The sequence below is a fragment of the Wenxinia saemankumensis genome (assembly GCF_900141735.1).
Classification (GTDB): domain Bacteria; phylum Pseudomonadota; class Alphaproteobacteria; order Rhodobacterales; family Rhodobacteraceae; genus Wenxinia; species Wenxinia saemankumensis.
Genome location: NZ_FQYO01000001.1, coordinates 203,188 through 218,030 on the forward strand (window position 1 = coordinate 203,188; position 14,843 = coordinate 218,030).

The following is a 14,843-nucleotide window of genomic DNA, read 5'->3' on the forward strand; positions in this document are numbered from 1 at the left end:
ACATGCGGGGAGGAGCATGATAGGGATGCCCATTCACGATCCCCGTCGGTGGGATCCCCTGCCGGAGCGTCTCTCATGGACCTCGTACCGATCAAGCAGCTGACCCGCTCGCAATTGCTGGGCGAGGAGTCGGAGGACGAGCGCAAGGGCGTCGACTTCGTCTCTTATGTCGGGGACGACAACGACAATACGTTCTACGGGTTCGCCTCCGACGATCATGCCGAGATGCGGGGCGGGAACGATACCGTCTACGGCTATGGCGGTGACGACATCGCCTATGGTGGAACCGGGCGGGACACGCTCTACGGCGGGACGGATGACGACACGCTCTACGACGACGACGGCAACGACTATGTCTATGGCGGCTCCGGACGCGACACGGTCTATGGCGGTGCCGGCAACGACACCTTCGATACGGTCAACGCCGACAGCGAGGCCGTCTACGGCGGTGACGGCGAGGACCGGATCTACAGTGGAACCTTCAGCACCATCAGCGTCGATGGCGGGTTTGGCGACGACTATCTCTACATCGACTCGGTCTCCGGCGAGTTCGACGGCGACTGGAACGACGACGTGATCGAGGTGCAACGGCTGGATTTCGGCACCGTGCTCGGCGGCGCGGGCAACGACGTGATCCGTCAGGCGAACCTGATCACGGGCGACGGGGGGTCGGACGTGACTATGATCTGGAGATCCTGTTCGTCGGGCTGACGCTCGACGAGGCCAACGGCGTGCGGAATTCGATCAGCTTCATCAGCGAGGCCGAGTACCAGATATATTCCGACTTCTAGGGCATGCCGGCCCGGCCGGCTGCCCCCGCGGGACGGCGCGCGCCGCGACTTGCTAACGCGGCGCCCATGGCCTATGTGGCGCGCACTTCACAGGCGGAGGCGGGCCTTTTCGGGGAGACATCCGGAAGGGTCCACCGGTTGGGGAAACCCTGATCCTCCGTCCAAGGGAAAAACCGGAAAGGAAAAGGCATGGCTCTTCCCGAGTTCACCATGCGCCAGCTTCTCGAGGCCGGCGTTCACTTCGGCCACCAGACGCAGCGCTGGAACCCCCGCATGGGCGAGTTCATCTACGGCGCGCGCAACGGCATCCACATCATGGACCTGACGCAGACCGTCCCGATGCTGGACGCCGCTCTGAACGTCATCCGCGAGACCGTGGCCCGCGGCGGCCGCGTGCTCTTCGTCGGCACCAAGCGGCAGGCGCAGAAGCCGATCGCGGACGCTGCCGAGAAGTCGGCCCAGTTCTTCATGAACCACCGCTGGCTCGGCGGCACGCTGACCAACTGGCAGACCGTCAGCCAGTCGATCAACCGCCTGCGCGCCATCGACGAGGCGGCCGAGAACGGTTTTGCCGGCCTGACCAAGAAGGAGCGTCTCGGCATGGAGCGCGAGCAGGCCAAGCTGACGGCCTCGCTCGGCGGCATCCGCGAGATGGGCGGCGTTCCGGACCTGCTCTTCGTTATCGACGTCGGCAAGGAAGACCTCGCCATCAAGGAAGCCAAGAAGCTCGGCATCCCGGTCGTGGCCGTGGTCGACACCAACTGCTCGCCCGACGGCGTGGACTACATCATCCCCGGCAACGACGACGCCGCCCGCGCCATCGCGCTCTACTGCGACCTGGCCGCCCGCGCCGCGCTCGACGGCATGTCGGCTCAGCTCGGCGCCGCCGGCGTCGACATGGGCGAGATGGAGCAGCTGGCCGAGCAGGAGCTGGCCGGCGAATCGGCCGAGGGCGAGTCCACCGGCGTCGAGACCGGCCACGCCACGACGACCATCCCCGAGGATGCGCCCGTCGAGATGAAGAACGACGCCTGACGTCGTCATAAGCGTGTTGCGCGGCCGGGGCAGGGCGTCTCGGCCGTTCCCCCATTTGACGAAGGAGACATGACATGGCGATCACCGCGAGCATGGTGAAAGACCTGCGCGAGCAGACCGGCGCCGGCATGATGGACGCCAAGAAGGCGCTGACCGAGACCGACGGCGACATGACCGCCGCGATCGACTGGCTGCGGACCAAGGGCCTCGCCAAGGCCGCCAAGAAGTCGGGCCGCACCGCGGCCGAGGGCCTCGTCGCCGTCGCCGTCGAGGGCGGCAAGGGCGTGGCCGTCGAGCTGAACTCCGAGACCGACTTCGTCGCCAAGAACTCCGAGTTCCAGGCGCTGGTGAAGAAGATCGCGCAGGCTGGGCTCGGCGCGTCCGATCTGGAGGCGCTGAAGACCACGGATGTCGACGGCAAGCCGGTCGAGAGCCACGTGACCGACGCCATCGCCAAGATCGGCGAGAACATGACGCTGCGCCGGATGGAATCCGTCACCGGCGACCGGGTCGTGACCTACGTGCACAACGCCGCCGCGCCCGACATGGGCAAGATCGGCGTGCTGGTCGCGATGACCGGCGGGGACGAGGCCTTCGGCCGCCAAGTCGCGATGCACATCGCCGCCGCCAGCCCCGCCGCGCTGGGCGAGGCCGATCTCGACCCGGCGCTGGTCGAGAAGGAGAAGCAGGTCCAGATGGACATCGCCCGCGAGAGCGGCAAGCCCGAGCAGGTCATCGAGAAGATGATCGAGGGCCGGATGAAGAAGTTCATGGCCGAATCCACCCTGCTCGGCCAGGCCTTCGTCATCAATCCCGACCTGACCGTCGCCCAGGCCGCCGAACAGGCGGGCGCCACGATCACCGGCTTCGTCCGGCTGGCCGTGGGCGAGGGCATCGAGGTCGAGAAGGAGGATTTCGCCGCCGAGGTCGCCAAGACCGCCGGCCGCTGAGCCGCCGCCCGCGCGAGCGGGACAGGGACAGGGGGCCGCCGGGGAACCGGCGGCCCCTTTTCGTGCGCGCTACTCGGGGACCGGGAAGAGCCGGTTGTAGAACGCGGCCTTGAGCACCGCCTGCGCCGTCGTCTCGACCTCCATCGCCTCGCGGGCGAGGCGCAGGTGCTTCTCGACCGTGGCGGGCGTCACGCCCAGCAGCAGGGCGATATCGGCCGTCGTCTTGCCGTCACCGACCCATTGCAGCACCTCGACCTGGCGCGGGGTCAGTCGCCGGGCCCAGGATTGCGGCAGGCTCGCCAGCTTGAGGTGCAGCACGTTGCTCAGCGCGACGATCTCGCGGCCATGCGCCTGCCAGATCGCGTCGACCTCGTCCTGGCTCAGGCCCGGCGCGGCTGTCAGCGCCATCGCGCCCTTCGCGCGGGGCGAGATCGAGCGGAAGCTGATCGTGTAGCCGGCGGTCACCTCGTGGACCTGGTTGAAGGCGATGACCCTTCGCTCGCCCTCGCTCAGCTCGACGCGCCGGGCGGGGTCGGCCAGCCAGGTCCATGACTGCGCGCCATCGTTCTCGAGCGCCCAGCGCAGCATCGGCGAATCCCGCACCAGCCCCTCGCCGATATAGCCCCTGACATAGGCGTCGGAATGGTTGGTCAGCAGCACCCAGTCCCGCGCATTGCCGAGACCCCTGTCGCTGCGATAGCGGGTCAGGCCGTAGATCAGGCGGTCGAAGCCCAGCCGGGCCAGCCGCGCGCAATAGGCGTCCCACAATTCGGAATCGCTGGTCGCGTTGGTGATCCGCTCGAGGCGGGAAAGAAGGTCGGGCATTGTGTCGGCTCCGGCGCGGCGGCGAAGGAAAGGCCCCGCGAACCACGCGGACCCGGCTGGCGCCCGACCCGCATGAGGGTGCAAGCTGGGGGAACGCGGCGGATTTTGCAATTCGCCCCAAGTCGTAGTCGCCGCGATGCCCCAAGGGGCCGCGGCCGAACCAGGAAGGTCCCCGATGCCCAGCGCCCGCACATCCCCGTCCTTCGAGACGCCCGAATACCTCGTGCGGATCGCGCGCACCCGCGCCGCGATGGCCGAGGCCGGGCTCGACGCGATCGTGGTCTCGGATCCCTCGAACATGGGCTGGCTGACCGGCTACGACGGATGGTCCTTCTACGTGCACCAGGCTGCCGTCCTGACGATGGAGGGCGAGCCGCTCTGGTGGGGCAGGGGGATGGACCGGGCCGGCGCGCTGCGGACCGCCTTCATGGAGGAGGACCGGCTCTTCGGCTATGCCGACAGCTACGTTCAGAACCCGGACGCCCATCCGATGGAGGATCTCGCCCGGCTGCTCGCCTCTCACGGGCTCGAGCGGGCGCGCATCGGGGTGGAACTCGACAATTACTACTACAGCGCCAAGGCCGACGCCGTCCTGCGCAAGGCCCTGCCAGAGGCGCGCTGGGAGGATGCGACGGGACTGGTCAACTGGCAGCGAGCGGTGAAATCCGAGCTGGAGATCGTGTACATGCGCCGGGCCGCCGCGATCGTCGAGGCGATGCACGCCCGCATCCTCGAGCTGGCGGAACCCGGCATGGCGAAGAACGAGCTTGTGGCCGAGATCTTCGCCACCGGGATCCGCGGGGCGGACGGGCATTGGGGCGACTACCCGGCCATCGTGCCGATGGCGCCGTCCGGCCTCGACGCCACCGCGCCGCACCTGACCTGGGACGACACGCCGCTGCGGCCGAACGAGGCGACCTTCTTCGAGATCGCGGGCGCGCACCGGCGCTACCATTGCCCGCAATCGCGCACCCTGTTCTTCGGCCGGCCGCCCGATCACTACCGCGCCGCCGAGGCGGCCGTGGGCGAGGCGACGGAGGCGGCGCTGGCGGCGATCCGGCCCGGCGCGCTCTGCGAGGACGTGGCCCGCGCCTTCAACGCCGCGCTGCGCAAGGCGGGGTTCGAGAAGGACAGCCGCGCCGGCTACTCGATCGGCCTCAGCTACCCGCCCGACTGGGGCGAGCGCACGATGAGCCTGCGCGCCGGCGACCGCACGGTGCTCGAGCCGGGAATGGCCTTCCACTTCATGCCGGCGCTCTGGCTCGAGGATGGCGGGATCGAGATCACCGAGCCCGTCCTGGTGACCGGGACGGGGTGCGAACGATTGACCGGCACACCGGGAAACATTTACGTCAAATAAGCGGTTGCGGGACTTCTCGCGGGCCGGCCCCTGCGAGACACTCGCCCCCGGACGCGCCCGCGCAATGAGGCCGTCGCACAGGGAGGATACGATGACGAAGACCATTCGCGCCGCGATCGGCGGTGTCGCGCTGTCCGCGCTGGCCGCCACCGGCGCCCTCGCGCAGGACGTCACCCTGCGGCTGCACCAGTTCCTGCCGCAGCAATCGGGCGTGCCGGCCAACATCCTGCAACCCTGGGCCGACCGGCTGGAGGAGCAGTCGAGCGGCCGCATCGCCGTCGAGATGTTCCCGGCCATGTCGCTGGGCGGCGCCCCGCCCGAGCTGATCGACCAGGCGATCGACGGCATCGCGGACGTGATCTGGACCGTGGTCGGCTACACGCCCGGCCGGTTCCCCTCGACCGAGGTCTTCGAGTTGCCCTTCTTCGTCGAAAGCGCCGAGGCCGCGTCCTGCGCCTACTGGACCATGTTCGAGGAGCGCATGGCCGGGACCGAGTTCGCCGAGGTCAAGGTGCTGGGCACCTGGGTGCACGGGCCGGGCCTGCTGCACACCAACACTCCGGTCAGCACGCCTGCCGACATGCAGGGGCTGCAGATCCGCGGCGGCTCGCGCCTGGTCAATCGCCTGCTCGAGGTGCTGGGCGCGACCCCCGTCGGCCTGCCGGTCCCCGGCGTGCCCGAGGCGCTGAGCCAGGGGGTGATCGACGGCACGACCGTCCCCTGGGAGGTGACGCCTTCGATCCGGCTGACCGAGCTGGTGACCAACCACACCGAGTTCACGGGCCCCGCGCTCTACAACCTGACCTTCGTCCTCGCCATGAACCGCGATACCTACGAGAGCATGCCGGAGGACCTGCGCGCGATCGTCGACGCCAATTCCGGGCTCGACTTCTCGATGGAGGCCGGACGCATCCAGCAATCGCTGGACGCCGCGCCGCGCGAGGCGGCCATCGCGGCGGGCAACAACGTCATCGTCCTGGACGAGGCGCAGACGCAGGAATGGCGCGACCTCGCCCAGCCGATCTACGACGAATGGGTGGCCGACATGGACGGCCGCGGCCTGGACGGGCAGGCGATGATCGACGAGGCCCGCGCCCTGATGGAGACCTGCCCGGCCGAATAGGGCCCGGCGAGACCCGAACCGGGGGCAGGGGCCGGCCCACCGGCCCCGCACCTCCGCCTCAGGCTCAGGAAAGGGCCTTTCGATGCACCGCGCCGTCCTCGTCCTGTCCCGCCTGATGGCGCTGCTCGGCGGCGCCGTGCTGTGCCTGCTGATTGCGGTCGTCTGCCTCTCGATCCTCGGCCGCAGCCTGAACGGCGCGCTGCATCACGCATTCCTCCAGTCGCTGGCGCCCGGCGCCGCCGACGCCCTGATCGCCGCGGGGATCGGGCCGATCCGGGGCGCGTACGAGCTGGTCGAGGCGGGCATGGCCTTCGCCGTCTTCGCCTTCCTGCCACTGGCGCAGGTGAGCCGGGCCCACGCCACGGTGGACATCTTCACCGGGCCGCTGCCGGAACGGGCGCAGCGCTGGCTGAGCGCGGCGATCGAGGTCGTCTTCGCCGCCGCGCTGATCGTCATCGCCGTGCAGCTGAAGGAGGGGATGGACGGCAAGATCCGCTCGGGTCAGACCACCCTCCTGCTGCAATACCCGGTCTGGTGGAGCTATGCCGCAAGCCTCGCCGCGGCAGGCATCGCCGCCGGGGTCGCGACCTGGATGGCGCTGGTTCGCGTGGCAGAGGCGCTGCGAGGCAGGGCGCTGGTCGGGGGGCCGGCCTGATGTCCGACCTTGCGATCGGGCTTCTGTCCTTTCCGGCGCTGCTGCTCGCGATCTTCCTGCGGGTGCCCATCGGTCTGGCCATGTTCCTCGCCGGGTTCCTCGGCCTCTGGATCACCCAGGGCGCGCCGACCATTCCGCTGGCGAAGCTGAAATCCGAGCCCTACACGGCCTTTTCCAGCTATTCGCTGTCGATCGTGCCGATGTTCCTGCTGATGGGGCATTTCGCGACCCTCGGCGGGATGAGCCAGGCGCTGTTCCGCGCGGCCGAAGGGTTCCTCGGCCACCGCCGGGGCGGCGTGGCGATGGCGGCGATCGGGGCCTGCGCGGGATTCGGCGCGATCTGCGGCTCGTCCCTCGCGACGGCCGCCACGATGGGGCGCGTCGCGCTGCCCGAGCTGCGCAGCTACGGCTATGCCGGCGGCTTCGCCACCGCGACGCTCGCGGCGGGCGGCACGCTCGGCATCCTGATTCCGCCTTCGGTCATCCTGGTGATCTATGCCATCCTGACCGAGCAGAACATCGCGAACCTGTTCCTCGCCGCCGTGGTGCCGGGAATCCTTGCCGCGATCGGCTACATGATCGCGATCGCGATCCATGTCCGCGTGAATCCCGGCTCGGCCGGCACGCGCCCGCCGGTGCCGATGGCCGACAGGTTCCGCGCGCTCGGCGCCGTCTGGCCGGTGCTGATCGTCTTCGTCGCCGTGGTGGGCGGCATCCACGGCGGGATCTTCACCCCGACCGAGGGGGCGGCGGTCGGCGCGCTCGGCACGGCGATCATCGCCTGGGCCGCCGGGGGGCTGACCCGCGCCAGCTTCGCCGAGAGCCTGACCTCCACCGCGAGATCGACCGCGATGATCTTCTTCATCGTGCTGGGGGCCGCGTTCTACAACGGATTCCTCGCCATGGTGCGCGTCCCGCAGGAGATCAGCGAATGGGTGACGGGGCAGGGTTTCTCGCCGATGACGATCCTGATCATCATCCTGGCCTTCTACCTCGTCTTCGGCTGCCTGATGGACAGCCTCAGCATGATCCTCCTGACGATCCCGATCTTCTTCCCGACGATCCGGACGATGGATTTCGGCCTGACGCCGGACCAGACGGCGATCTGGTTCGGCATCCTGGTGCTGATCGTGGTCGAGGTCGGGCTGATCACGCCGCCCGTGGGCATGAACCTCTTCATCATCAACGCGATGGACCGGGAGACGCCGATGACCCGGACCTACCGGGCGGTGGCGTATTTCGTGGGGTCGGACATCGTGCGCGTCGCGATCCTCGTCGCGTTCCCGTCGATCACGCTGTTCCTGCTAGACTAGGGCGCCGGACCCCCGTCCCACTCTGAGTCTCATAATCAGTATTATGTAATATTCGGAGATCGACGGATCGCCGCCCGCCGATCCATCAATGCTTATTCCAGAACGAAATCAGGCACGTCGCGCCCTTTCTTCATCGCCCGGCGGCGATATTCGGGCGCCCAGTGCAGATAGCGCCCCATCGCCGCCTGCTGCGCCATCACCAGCGCGACGAAGCCTTCGGCCCGGTCCCGCTTCTTCAGCGACTTCGCGATCTTCTTCTGCGGCTTCGTCATCGAGCAGCCGATGCAATGCGCGCCGGCCGGCCCCGGGCGGCGGAACTTGCAGATGCCGATGCAGGGTGACTGGACCTTCGCCACGGAAATGGATCCGATTGCCGGGAACGCGGTCCCCGGCAGATAGGATGATCGTCCCCGCGCCGCCAGAGCGGTCAGCCGATGCCGTAGCCCGCGCCGCGCACGGTCCGAACCGGGTCGGTCTCGCCGTTCGCCATCAGCGCCTTGCGCAGCCGCCCGACATGGACGTCGACGGTGCGCGTGTCGACATAGACCTCGCGCCCCCAGACCCGGTCGAGCAACTGCTCGCGGCTCCAGACCCGGCCGGGCCGTTCGAGGAAGGTGGCCAGCAGCCGGAACTCGGTCGGGCCCAGCTTCACGTCGCGGCCCGCGCGGCGCACGCGATGCGTCTCGCCGTCGAGCTCGATGTCGTCGTGGCCGAGGACCTGGCCGACGCTGGCGGGCCGGGAGCGGCGCAGCTGCGTCTTGACCCGGGCCATCAGCTCGCCCAGCGAATACGGCTTCACCACGTAATCGTCGGCCCCTGTCTCGAGCCCGCGCACGCGGTCGACCTCCTCGGACCGGGCCGAGAGCATGATGATCGGCACGTCCCGCGTCTCGGCCCGTGCCTTGAGCCGGCGGCAGACCTCGATCCCGGACAGTTCGGGCAGCATCCAGTCCAGAACGATCACGTCGGGCACGTCCTCGGCCACCGCGAGCAGCGCCTCGTCCCCGGTCTCGGCGGCGGTGATGCGGAAGCCCTCGGCGCCGAGGTTGTAGGTCAGGACCTCGCGCTGCGAGGGTTCGTCCTCGACGACGAGGATATGGGGCTGAGGGCCGGCCATGATCTCACTCCGGCGCCGTCATGTAGGGCGTCTGGTCCTTCTTGACCCGCTCGTCGTCCGGCCGCTCGCCGGTGACGAGATAAACGACCTGCTCGGCCATGTTGGTGACGAGATCGCCCATCCGCTCGGTGTTCTTGGCGATGAAATGCAGGTGCATGCAGGCGGTGATGTGGCGCGGATCCTCCATCATGTAGGTCAGGATCTCGCGGAACAGCGCGTTGTACATCTGGTCGACATCGCCGTCTCGGTGGATCACGTCGCGGGCCAGTTCCGCGTCGCGCCGGACGAAGGCGTCGAGCAGGTCGCGCAGCATGCCCTCGACCTCGCGCGACATCCGGCGGATCATCACCTCGGTCCCCTCGACGGGGCGCAATTCGCTAAGGGTTCCAACGCGTTTTGCCATGTTCTTCGCGTAGTCGCCGACCCGCTCCAGCGCGCCGGCGAAGCGGATGATGGCGAGGATCATGCGCAGATCCTTCGAGACCGGGGCGCGCAGCGCGATCACGCGGGCACCCTCGTCGTTGACCTGGTCCTCGAGCGCGTCGACCGCCTTGTCGCCGCGGCGCACCGCCTCGGCCTTCTCGACGTCGCGCGCCTCGAGCGCGTTCGACGCGTCGTGGATCGCCGCCTCGACGAGGCCGCCCATCTTGAGGATCAGCGCCTGCAGCGATTCCAGGTCGCGGTCGTAGGCGGAGGCGATGTGCTGGTCGTTCATGGGGCCCTCCTCAGCCGATCCGGCCGGAAATGTAGCTTTCCGTCCGGGGATCGGTCGGGTTGGTGAAGATGCGGTCGGTCTCGTCGAACTCGACGAGGTGGCCGAGATGGAAGAAGGCGGTGCGTTGGCTGACCCGCGCGGCCTGCTGCATCGAATGGGTGACGATCACGACCGAGTAATCCTGCCGCAGCTCGTCGATCAGCTCCTCGACCTGCGCGGTCGCGATGGGATCGAGCGCCGAGCACGGCTCGTCCATCAGCAGCACCTCTGGCTCGGTGGCGACGGCGCGGGCGATGCACAGGCGCTGCTGCTGCCCGCCCGACAGGCCGGTGCCCGGGGCGGCCAGCCGGTCCTTGACCTCGCCCCAGAGCGCGGCGCGCTTCAGCGCCTTCTCGACGATCTCGTCGAGTTCGGCCCTGTTCTTCGCCATGCCGTGGATCTTGGGCCCGTAGGCCACGTTGTCATAGATGGATTTCGGGAACGGGTTCGGCTTCTGGAAGACCATGCCGACACGGGCGCGCAGCTGCACGGGATCGACCCGTTTGTCATAGATGTCCTCGCCGTCGAGCAGGATGGTCCCGTCGACCCGCGCGCTGGCCACGGTGTCGTTCATCCGGTTGATGCAGCGCAGGAAGGTCGACTTGCCGCAGCCGGACGGCCCGATGAAGGCGGTGACCATCTTGTCGGAGATGTCGACGGACACGTCCTTGATGGCGTGGTTGTCGCCGTAATAGACGTCCACGCCCTCGGCCCGGATCTTGATCTCGTTCGTCATCGTGCGTCTTTCGCTGATCCTGTTGTCGAACATGGCGTCCCTGCCCTTTCCTACCAGCGCCGCTCGAAGCGCCGCCGCAGCAGCACCGCCAGCACGTTCATCACCAGCAGGAACAGCAGCAGCACGATGATGCCACCCCAGGCCCGCTCGTAATAGGCCGGGTCGGCGCGTTTCGCCCATTCGTAGATCTGCGCCGGCATCGCCGAGTTGGGCGAGACGAAGCCGTCGATGAAACCGTCCGGCGGGTTCGAGGCGATGAAGCCGACCATCCCGATCAGCAGCAGCGGCGCCGTCTCTCCCAGGGCCTGCGCGAGCCCGATGATGAGACCCGTGAGGATCCCCGGCATGGCGAGCGGCAGGACGTGGTGGAAGACCGACTGCATCTTCGAGGCCCCTACCCCGAGCGCGGCGTCCCGGATCGAGGGCGGCACCGCCTTCAGCGCCGCGCGGGTCGAGATGATGATCGTCGGCAGCGTCATCAGCGTCAGCACCAGGCCCCCGACCAGCGGCGCCGATTGCGGCAGGTGCGCGAACTGGATGAAGGCGGCGAGGCCGAGGATGCCGAAGACGATCGACGGCACGGCGGCGAGGTTCGAGATGTTCACCTCGATCAGGTCCGTCAGCCGGTTCTGCGGGGCGAATTCCTCGAGATAGATCGAGGCCGCGACGCCGATCGGCAGCGCCAGCAGCAGCACGGTCAGCATCATGTAGAACGAGCCGATCATCGCCACGCCGATTCCCGCCTCCTCCGGTCGGCTCTCGGAGGCGTCGGCGCCGAGGATGAAGTCCCAGTTGAAGGCGCGCCGTGCCAGGTCCTGCTCGACCAGCGCGTCGAGCACGTCGAGATGGGCGGGCGAGAGATTGGTGTCGCGGGCGAGGCTCTCGCGCGTCACGCGCCCCTTGAGGTAGCCGTCCGCCCGGCCGGAGGCGAGCGCCTCGACCTGCACGGTCTGACCGACGAGGGAGGGGTCCGCCGCGACCATGTCGCGCAGCGTGGCGGCGACCCCGGGCGAGAGCAGCTGCGGCAGCTGGCTCGACGTCAGCTCGGTCTCGACTCCCGTCGCGGCCACAGTGCCGGCGAGGCCCCGCTCGATCAGCGGCGCGTAGCCGAAGGTCAGGACCGACCGGATCACCTCGGGATCGCCGGTCCCGTTCGGGTCGAGCACGGCGGCGTCGAGCGGCACCTCGATGGTGATCGTCGTCTGGGTGAAGGCCGGGAGGCCGCGGGCGACGATCGTCCCGAGCAGGATCACGATGAACACCATCGAGAGCGCGATGGCCCCGATCCCCAGCCAGCGGAACGCCCCTTCCGAGCGGTTGCGGCGGCGGGTGCGGTCGTCGAGATCGAAGAGCGAGCGGCCCCGCCGCAACTCGTGCGGGTGGCTGCCGGTGGCGCCGAAATCGGTCATTCGTACTGCTCCCTGTAGCGGCGCACGATCCAGAGCGCGAAGACGTTGAGCGCCAGCGTGATGACGAAGAGCGTCATGCCGAGCGCGAAGGCGACCAGCGCCTCGGGCGACGAGAAGTCGGCATCCCCGGTCAGCTGGCTGACGATCTTGGCCGTGACGGTCGTCATCGCGTCGAAGGGATTCATCGACAGCTGCGCCGCGGCCCCTGCCCCCAGCACGACGATCATCGTCTCGCCGATGGCGCGGCTGGCGGCCAGCAGGATCGCGCCGACGATCCCCGGCAGCGCCGCCGGCAGGATCACCTGGCGGATCGTCTCGGACTGGGTGGCGCCGAGGCCGTAGGACCCGTCGCGCATCGCCTGGGGGACCGCGTTGATGATGTCGTCCGACAGCGAGGAGACGAAGGGGATCAGCATGATCCCCATCACCAGGCCCGCGGTCATGACGGCCGTGGCGCCGCGCATCCAGCTCACCCCCAGCACGCCCCCCGCCCCGAAGATGTCGAGCAGGAACGGGCCCACCGTCACCAGCGCGAAGAGGCCGTAGACGATGGTCGGGATGCCGGCCAGGATCTCGAGCGCGGGCTTGGCGATCGAGCGGACGCGGCTCGTCGCGTATTCGGACAGGTATATGGCGGCCAGCAGGCCGATCGGCACCGCCACGATCAGCGCCACGAAGCTGATGTAGAGCGTACCCCAGAGCAGCGGCACGAAGCCGAGGGTGGAACCTCCGCCGAAGGACGGGCTCCAGGTCAGGCCGAAGAGGAACTCGTCCGCCGGGTAGAGACCGAAGAACTTCACGGTGTTGAAGATCAGCGACAGCACGATGCCGAGCGTCGTGAGGATCGCGATCAGCGCGGCGGAGAGGAGCGCGTAGCGCATCACGCGCTCGACCCCGTTGCGGGCCCGCGTCTCGGGCCGGGTCCGCAGCCAGATCCAGGCGGCGCCCGCGACGGCGAGCGCGAGGACCACGACCGACATGGCGGCGGTGCCGGCGCTCTGCCCCGCGCGGTAGACCTCTGCGGCGGCCAGCGTCTGCGGCGACACCTCCGAGCCGAGCGCGACCCCGATCGCGCCGAGGGTGGAGCGGACCTCCTCGGGGGTGATGGAGGCGACCTGGTCCGGGGTCAGCACCCCGCTCGACAGGCCGAGGGCGAGGCCGTTCGCCACGCGGCGCACATCGGCCATGGCGAGGGCGGCGGCGCCGCCGGCATCCATCTCCAGCAGCGGCGCGGCCCGCATGTTGAGGAAGATCGGCTGCAGCACCACCCAAAGCGCGAGCATGGCGAAGGCCGGCAGCATCGCCGCGATGGCGGCGGACCAGCCGTAATAGTTCGGCAGCGAGTGGAGCGAGCGGCGGTCGGCCCCGGCGAGCGACAGCGCCCGGTGACGCGCCCCTAGGAACCCTGCGACCGCGATGGCGAGGACCGCCAGGATGAGCCAGAAGATCGGCATGAGGCCCCCACCCCTTCTTTCGTGAATGGACCGGCGGGGGCCCTTCGCCCCCGCCGGCCGCATTGAGGTCAGGTCGTTAGTGGCCCATCAGCGTCCGGTTGGCCACAGCCGCCTGCGTCGCCGCCAGCTCGGGGTCGGAGACGAGGCCGTAATTCGCGAGCGGGCCGTTCGGGCCGGCCAGCTGGTCGGACACGAAGAAGGACGCGTATTCCTGCAGGCCGGGGATGACGCCGATATGCGCGTTCTTGATGTAGAAGAACAGCGGACGCGAGACCGGGTACTCGCCGGAGGCGATGGTGTCGGTGTTCGGCTCGACGCCGGACATCGTCGCGACCTTCAGGCTGTCGGTGTTGTTCTCGTAGAACGCCAGGCCGAAGACGCCGACGCCGTTCGGGTTGGACGAGATGCGGGCCAGGGTCTCGGTGTAGTCGCCGTCGATGTCGACCGAGGCGCCGTCGGTGCGGACCGACATGCAGGCGGCTTCGGCGTCGTCCTCGGACAGGCCGGCCTCGATCATCGCGTCATAGGCGCCGGCATCCTCGCAGCCCTGCAGCAGGACGTTCTCCTCGAAGACTTCGCGGGTGCCGTGGCGGGTGCCGGGAATGAAGGCCAGGATCTCTGCCTCGGGCAGTTCGGGCAGGTCGGTCATGCCCATGCCCTCGAGCGCGGCGTTCACCTCGGACCAGTTCGACAGGCCGTTGGCGGTCATCCCGCCGTCCATCGGGTGCTCGGCGGCCAGCGCGGCCCACCACTGGGCGGGAACGAAGGCATCGAAGGCCGGCCCGTCGATCTGGCTGGCGAAGACGATGCCGTCGTAGCCGATGCGGACCTCGATGATCTCTTCCACGCCGTTGGCGGCGCAGGTCTCGATCTCGTTCTCGCGGATCGGGCGCGAGGCGTTGGCGATGTCGATCTGGTTCGGGCCGACACCCTCGCAGAAGCGGGCGAGACCGGCGGAGGAGCCGCCCGATTCGACGACCGGCGTCGGGAAGTCGAAGTTCTCGCCGAAGGCCTCGGCGACGATGGAGGCGTAGGGCAGCACGGTCGAGGAACCGGCGATCTGGACGTTGTCGCGGTCCTGGGCGGCGGCGCCGGTGGCGACAGCGGCCAGCGCGAGCGCGGACACCGAGATCTTGGTGAAGGACATGGAAGTCTCCCGTCGGGATTGTCTGTCAGCGGCCCGCCCCCCTGGCGTGACCGTCGCCGCCCGTCTAGGCGCCCTGCCCCAAGCTTTTGTGACGTTTTTGTAAGGGTTTTATGACAGTGGGCCGGTGCGGCCAGTTCTTTTCTCAAAGGCTATTCCTGCCAGGGACTTGTAGCC

At 68.8% G+C, this 14,843-nt stretch carries 15 protein-coding genes; 7 read left to right on the forward strand and 8 right to left on the reverse strand.

Translation table 11 applies throughout. The features are described from left to right. Positions 1-75: 75 nt before the first annotated feature. From BUE30_RS00910 to tsf, 3 genes are all read left to right on the forward strand, one after another. The gene (locus BUE30_RS00910; RefSeq protein ID WP_073325770.1) at positions 76-711 is read left to right on the forward strand and encodes a calcium-binding protein; all 636 of its coding nucleotides are present in this window, start codon (positions 76-78) and stop codon (positions 709-711) included. Between the two features lie 269 nt (positions 712-980). Beyond that, a complete protein-coding gene (gene rpsB / locus BUE30_RS00915) occupies positions 981-1,826 on the forward strand; it encodes a 30S ribosomal protein S2 (protein WP_073325772.1) in 846 nt (281 codons plus the stop codon). Positions 1,827-1,900: 74 nt separating this feature from the next. Beyond that, positions 1,901-2,776 carry a translation elongation factor Ts gene (tsf, locus tag BUE30_RS00920; protein ID WP_073325774.1) on the forward strand — a complete coding sequence of 292 codons (876 nt, stop codon included), beginning with the start codon at positions 1,901-1,903 and terminating at the stop codon, positions 2,774-2,776. Between the two features lie 69 nt (positions 2,777-2,845). On the opposite strand, the gene BUE30_RS00925 is transcribed toward tsf, so the two are convergent. After that, positions 2,846-3,601 carry a LuxR family transcriptional regulator gene (locus BUE30_RS00925; RefSeq protein WP_073325776.1) on the reverse strand — a complete coding sequence of 252 codons (756 nt, stop codon included), beginning with the start codon at positions 3,599-3,601 and terminating at the stop codon, positions 2,846-2,848. Between the two features lie 175 nt (positions 3,602-3,776). Here BUE30_RS00925 and BUE30_RS00930 point away from each other — a divergent pair, with 175 nt between their 5' ends. From BUE30_RS00930 to BUE30_RS00945, 4 genes are all read left to right on the forward strand, one after another. Beyond that, complete coding sequence (locus BUE30_RS00930; RefSeq protein WP_073325778.1) at positions 3,777-4,961, forward strand: M24 family metallopeptidase; 1,185 nt, start codon at positions 3,777-3,779, stop codon at positions 4,959-4,961. A gap of 91 nt (positions 4,962-5,052) precedes the next feature. Continuing rightward, complete coding sequence (locus tag BUE30_RS00935) at positions 5,053-6,084, forward strand: TRAP transporter substrate-binding protein (protein WP_073325780.1); 1,032 nt, start codon at positions 5,053-5,055, stop codon at positions 6,082-6,084. A gap of 82 nt (positions 6,085-6,166) precedes the next feature. Further along, a complete protein-coding gene (locus BUE30_RS00940) occupies positions 6,167-6,739 on the forward strand; it encodes a TRAP transporter small permease (RefSeq protein WP_073325781.1) in 573 nt (190 codons plus the stop codon). Continuing rightward, positions 6,739-8,052, forward strand: a complete 1,314-nt coding sequence (locus BUE30_RS00945; RefSeq protein ID WP_073325783.1) for a TRAP transporter large permease — start codon at positions 6,739-6,741, stop codon at positions 8,050-8,052. The genes BUE30_RS00940 and BUE30_RS00945 overlap by 1 nt, the downstream gene beginning before the upstream one ends. A 92-nt stretch (positions 8,053-8,144) precedes the next feature. Here BUE30_RS00945 and BUE30_RS00950 read toward each other — a convergent pair whose 3' ends face one another. From BUE30_RS00950 to BUE30_RS00980, 7 genes are all read right to left on the reverse strand, one after another. Then, complete coding sequence (locus BUE30_RS00950) at positions 8,145-8,408, reverse strand: DUF1289 domain-containing protein (RefSeq protein WP_073325785.1); 264 nt, start codon at positions 8,406-8,408, stop codon at positions 8,145-8,147. 71 nt (positions 8,409-8,479) lie between these two features. After that, entirely contained in the window at positions 8,480-9,169 is a 690-nt protein-coding gene (gene phoB / locus BUE30_RS00955; RefSeq protein ID WP_073325787.1) for a phosphate regulon transcriptional regulator PhoB, read from the reverse strand. A 4-nt stretch (positions 9,170-9,173) separates the two neighbouring features. After that, entirely contained in the window at positions 9,174-9,884 is a 711-nt protein-coding gene (gene phoU, locus BUE30_RS00960; RefSeq protein ID WP_073325789.1) for a phosphate signaling complex protein PhoU, read from the reverse strand. Between the two features lie 10 nt (positions 9,885-9,894). Beyond that, positions 9,895-10,692 (reverse strand): phosphate ABC transporter ATP-binding protein PstB, encoded by a 798-nt coding sequence (gene pstB, locus BUE30_RS00965; protein ID WP_073325791.1) that lies wholly within the window; start codon positions 10,690-10,692, stop codon positions 9,895-9,897. 17 nt (positions 10,693-10,709) lie between these two features. Next, positions 10,710-12,068 carry a phosphate ABC transporter permease PstA gene (pstA, locus tag BUE30_RS00970; RefSeq protein WP_073325792.1) on the reverse strand — a complete coding sequence of 453 codons (1,359 nt, stop codon included), beginning with the start codon at positions 12,066-12,068 and terminating at the stop codon, positions 10,710-10,712. Beyond that, the gene (pstC, locus tag BUE30_RS00975; protein WP_073325794.1) at positions 12,065-13,522 is read right to left on the reverse strand and encodes a phosphate ABC transporter permease subunit PstC; all 1,458 of its coding nucleotides are present in this window, start codon (positions 13,520-13,522) and stop codon (positions 12,065-12,067) included. Before pstC ends, pstA begins: the two co-directional genes overlap by 4 nt. A gap of 76 nt (positions 13,523-13,598) precedes the next feature. Next, positions 13,599-14,669, reverse strand: a complete 1,071-nt coding sequence (locus BUE30_RS00980) for a substrate-binding domain-containing protein (RefSeq protein WP_073325796.1) — start codon at positions 14,667-14,669, stop codon at positions 13,599-13,601. Between the last annotated feature and the right edge of the window lie 174 nt (positions 14,670-14,843).

Bases quoted from the DNA above. Each gene is read 5' to 3' on its own strand.
- BUE30_RS00910 (WP_073325770.1), top strand. From the start codon at position 76: ATGGACCTCGTACCGATCAAGCAGCTGACCCGCTCGCAATTGCTGGGC.
- pstA (WP_073325792.1), bottom strand. From the start codon at position 12,068: ATGACCGATTTCGGCGCCACCGGCAGCCACCCGCACGAGTTGCGGCGG.
- rpsB (WP_073325772.1), top strand. From the start codon at position 981: ATGGCTCTTCCCGAGTTCACCATGCGCCAGCTTCTCGAGGCCGGCGTT.
- phoB (WP_073325787.1), bottom strand. From the start codon at position 9,169: ATGGCCGGCCCTCAGCCCCATATCCTCGTCGTCGAGGACGAACCCTCG.
- BUE30_RS00940 (WP_073325781.1), top strand. From the start codon at position 6,167: ATGCACCGCGCCGTCCTCGTCCTGTCCCGCCTGATGGCGCTGCTCGGC.
- BUE30_RS00930 (WP_073325778.1), top strand. From the start codon at position 3,777: ATGCCCAGCGCCCGCACATCCCCGTCCTTCGAGACGCCCGAATACCTC.
- BUE30_RS00980 (WP_073325796.1), bottom strand. From the start codon at position 14,669: ATGTCCTTCACCAAGATCTCGGTGTCCGCGCTCGCGCTGGCCGCTGTC.
- BUE30_RS00945 (WP_073325783.1), top strand. From the start codon at position 6,739: ATGTCCGACCTTGCGATCGGGCTTCTGTCCTTTCCGGCGCTGCTGCTC.
- pstB (WP_073325791.1), bottom strand. From the start codon at position 10,692: ATGTTCGACAACAGGATCAGCGAAAGACGCACGATGACGAACGAGATC.
- pstC (WP_073325794.1), bottom strand. From the start codon at position 13,522: ATGCCGATCTTCTGGCTCATCCTGGCGGTCCTCGCCATCGCGGTCGCA.
- tsf (WP_073325774.1), top strand. From the start codon at position 1,901: ATGGCGATCACCGCGAGCATGGTGAAAGACCTGCGCGAGCAGACCGGC.
- phoU (WP_073325789.1), bottom strand. From the start codon at position 9,884: ATGAACGACCAGCACATCGCCTCCGCCTACGACCGCGACCTGGAATCG.
- BUE30_RS00925 (WP_073325776.1), bottom strand. From the start codon at position 3,601: ATGCCCGACCTTCTTTCCCGCCTCGAGCGGATCACCAACGCGACCAGC.
- BUE30_RS00935 (WP_073325780.1), top strand. From the start codon at position 5,053: ATGACGAAGACCATTCGCGCCGCGATCGGCGGTGTCGCGCTGTCCGCG.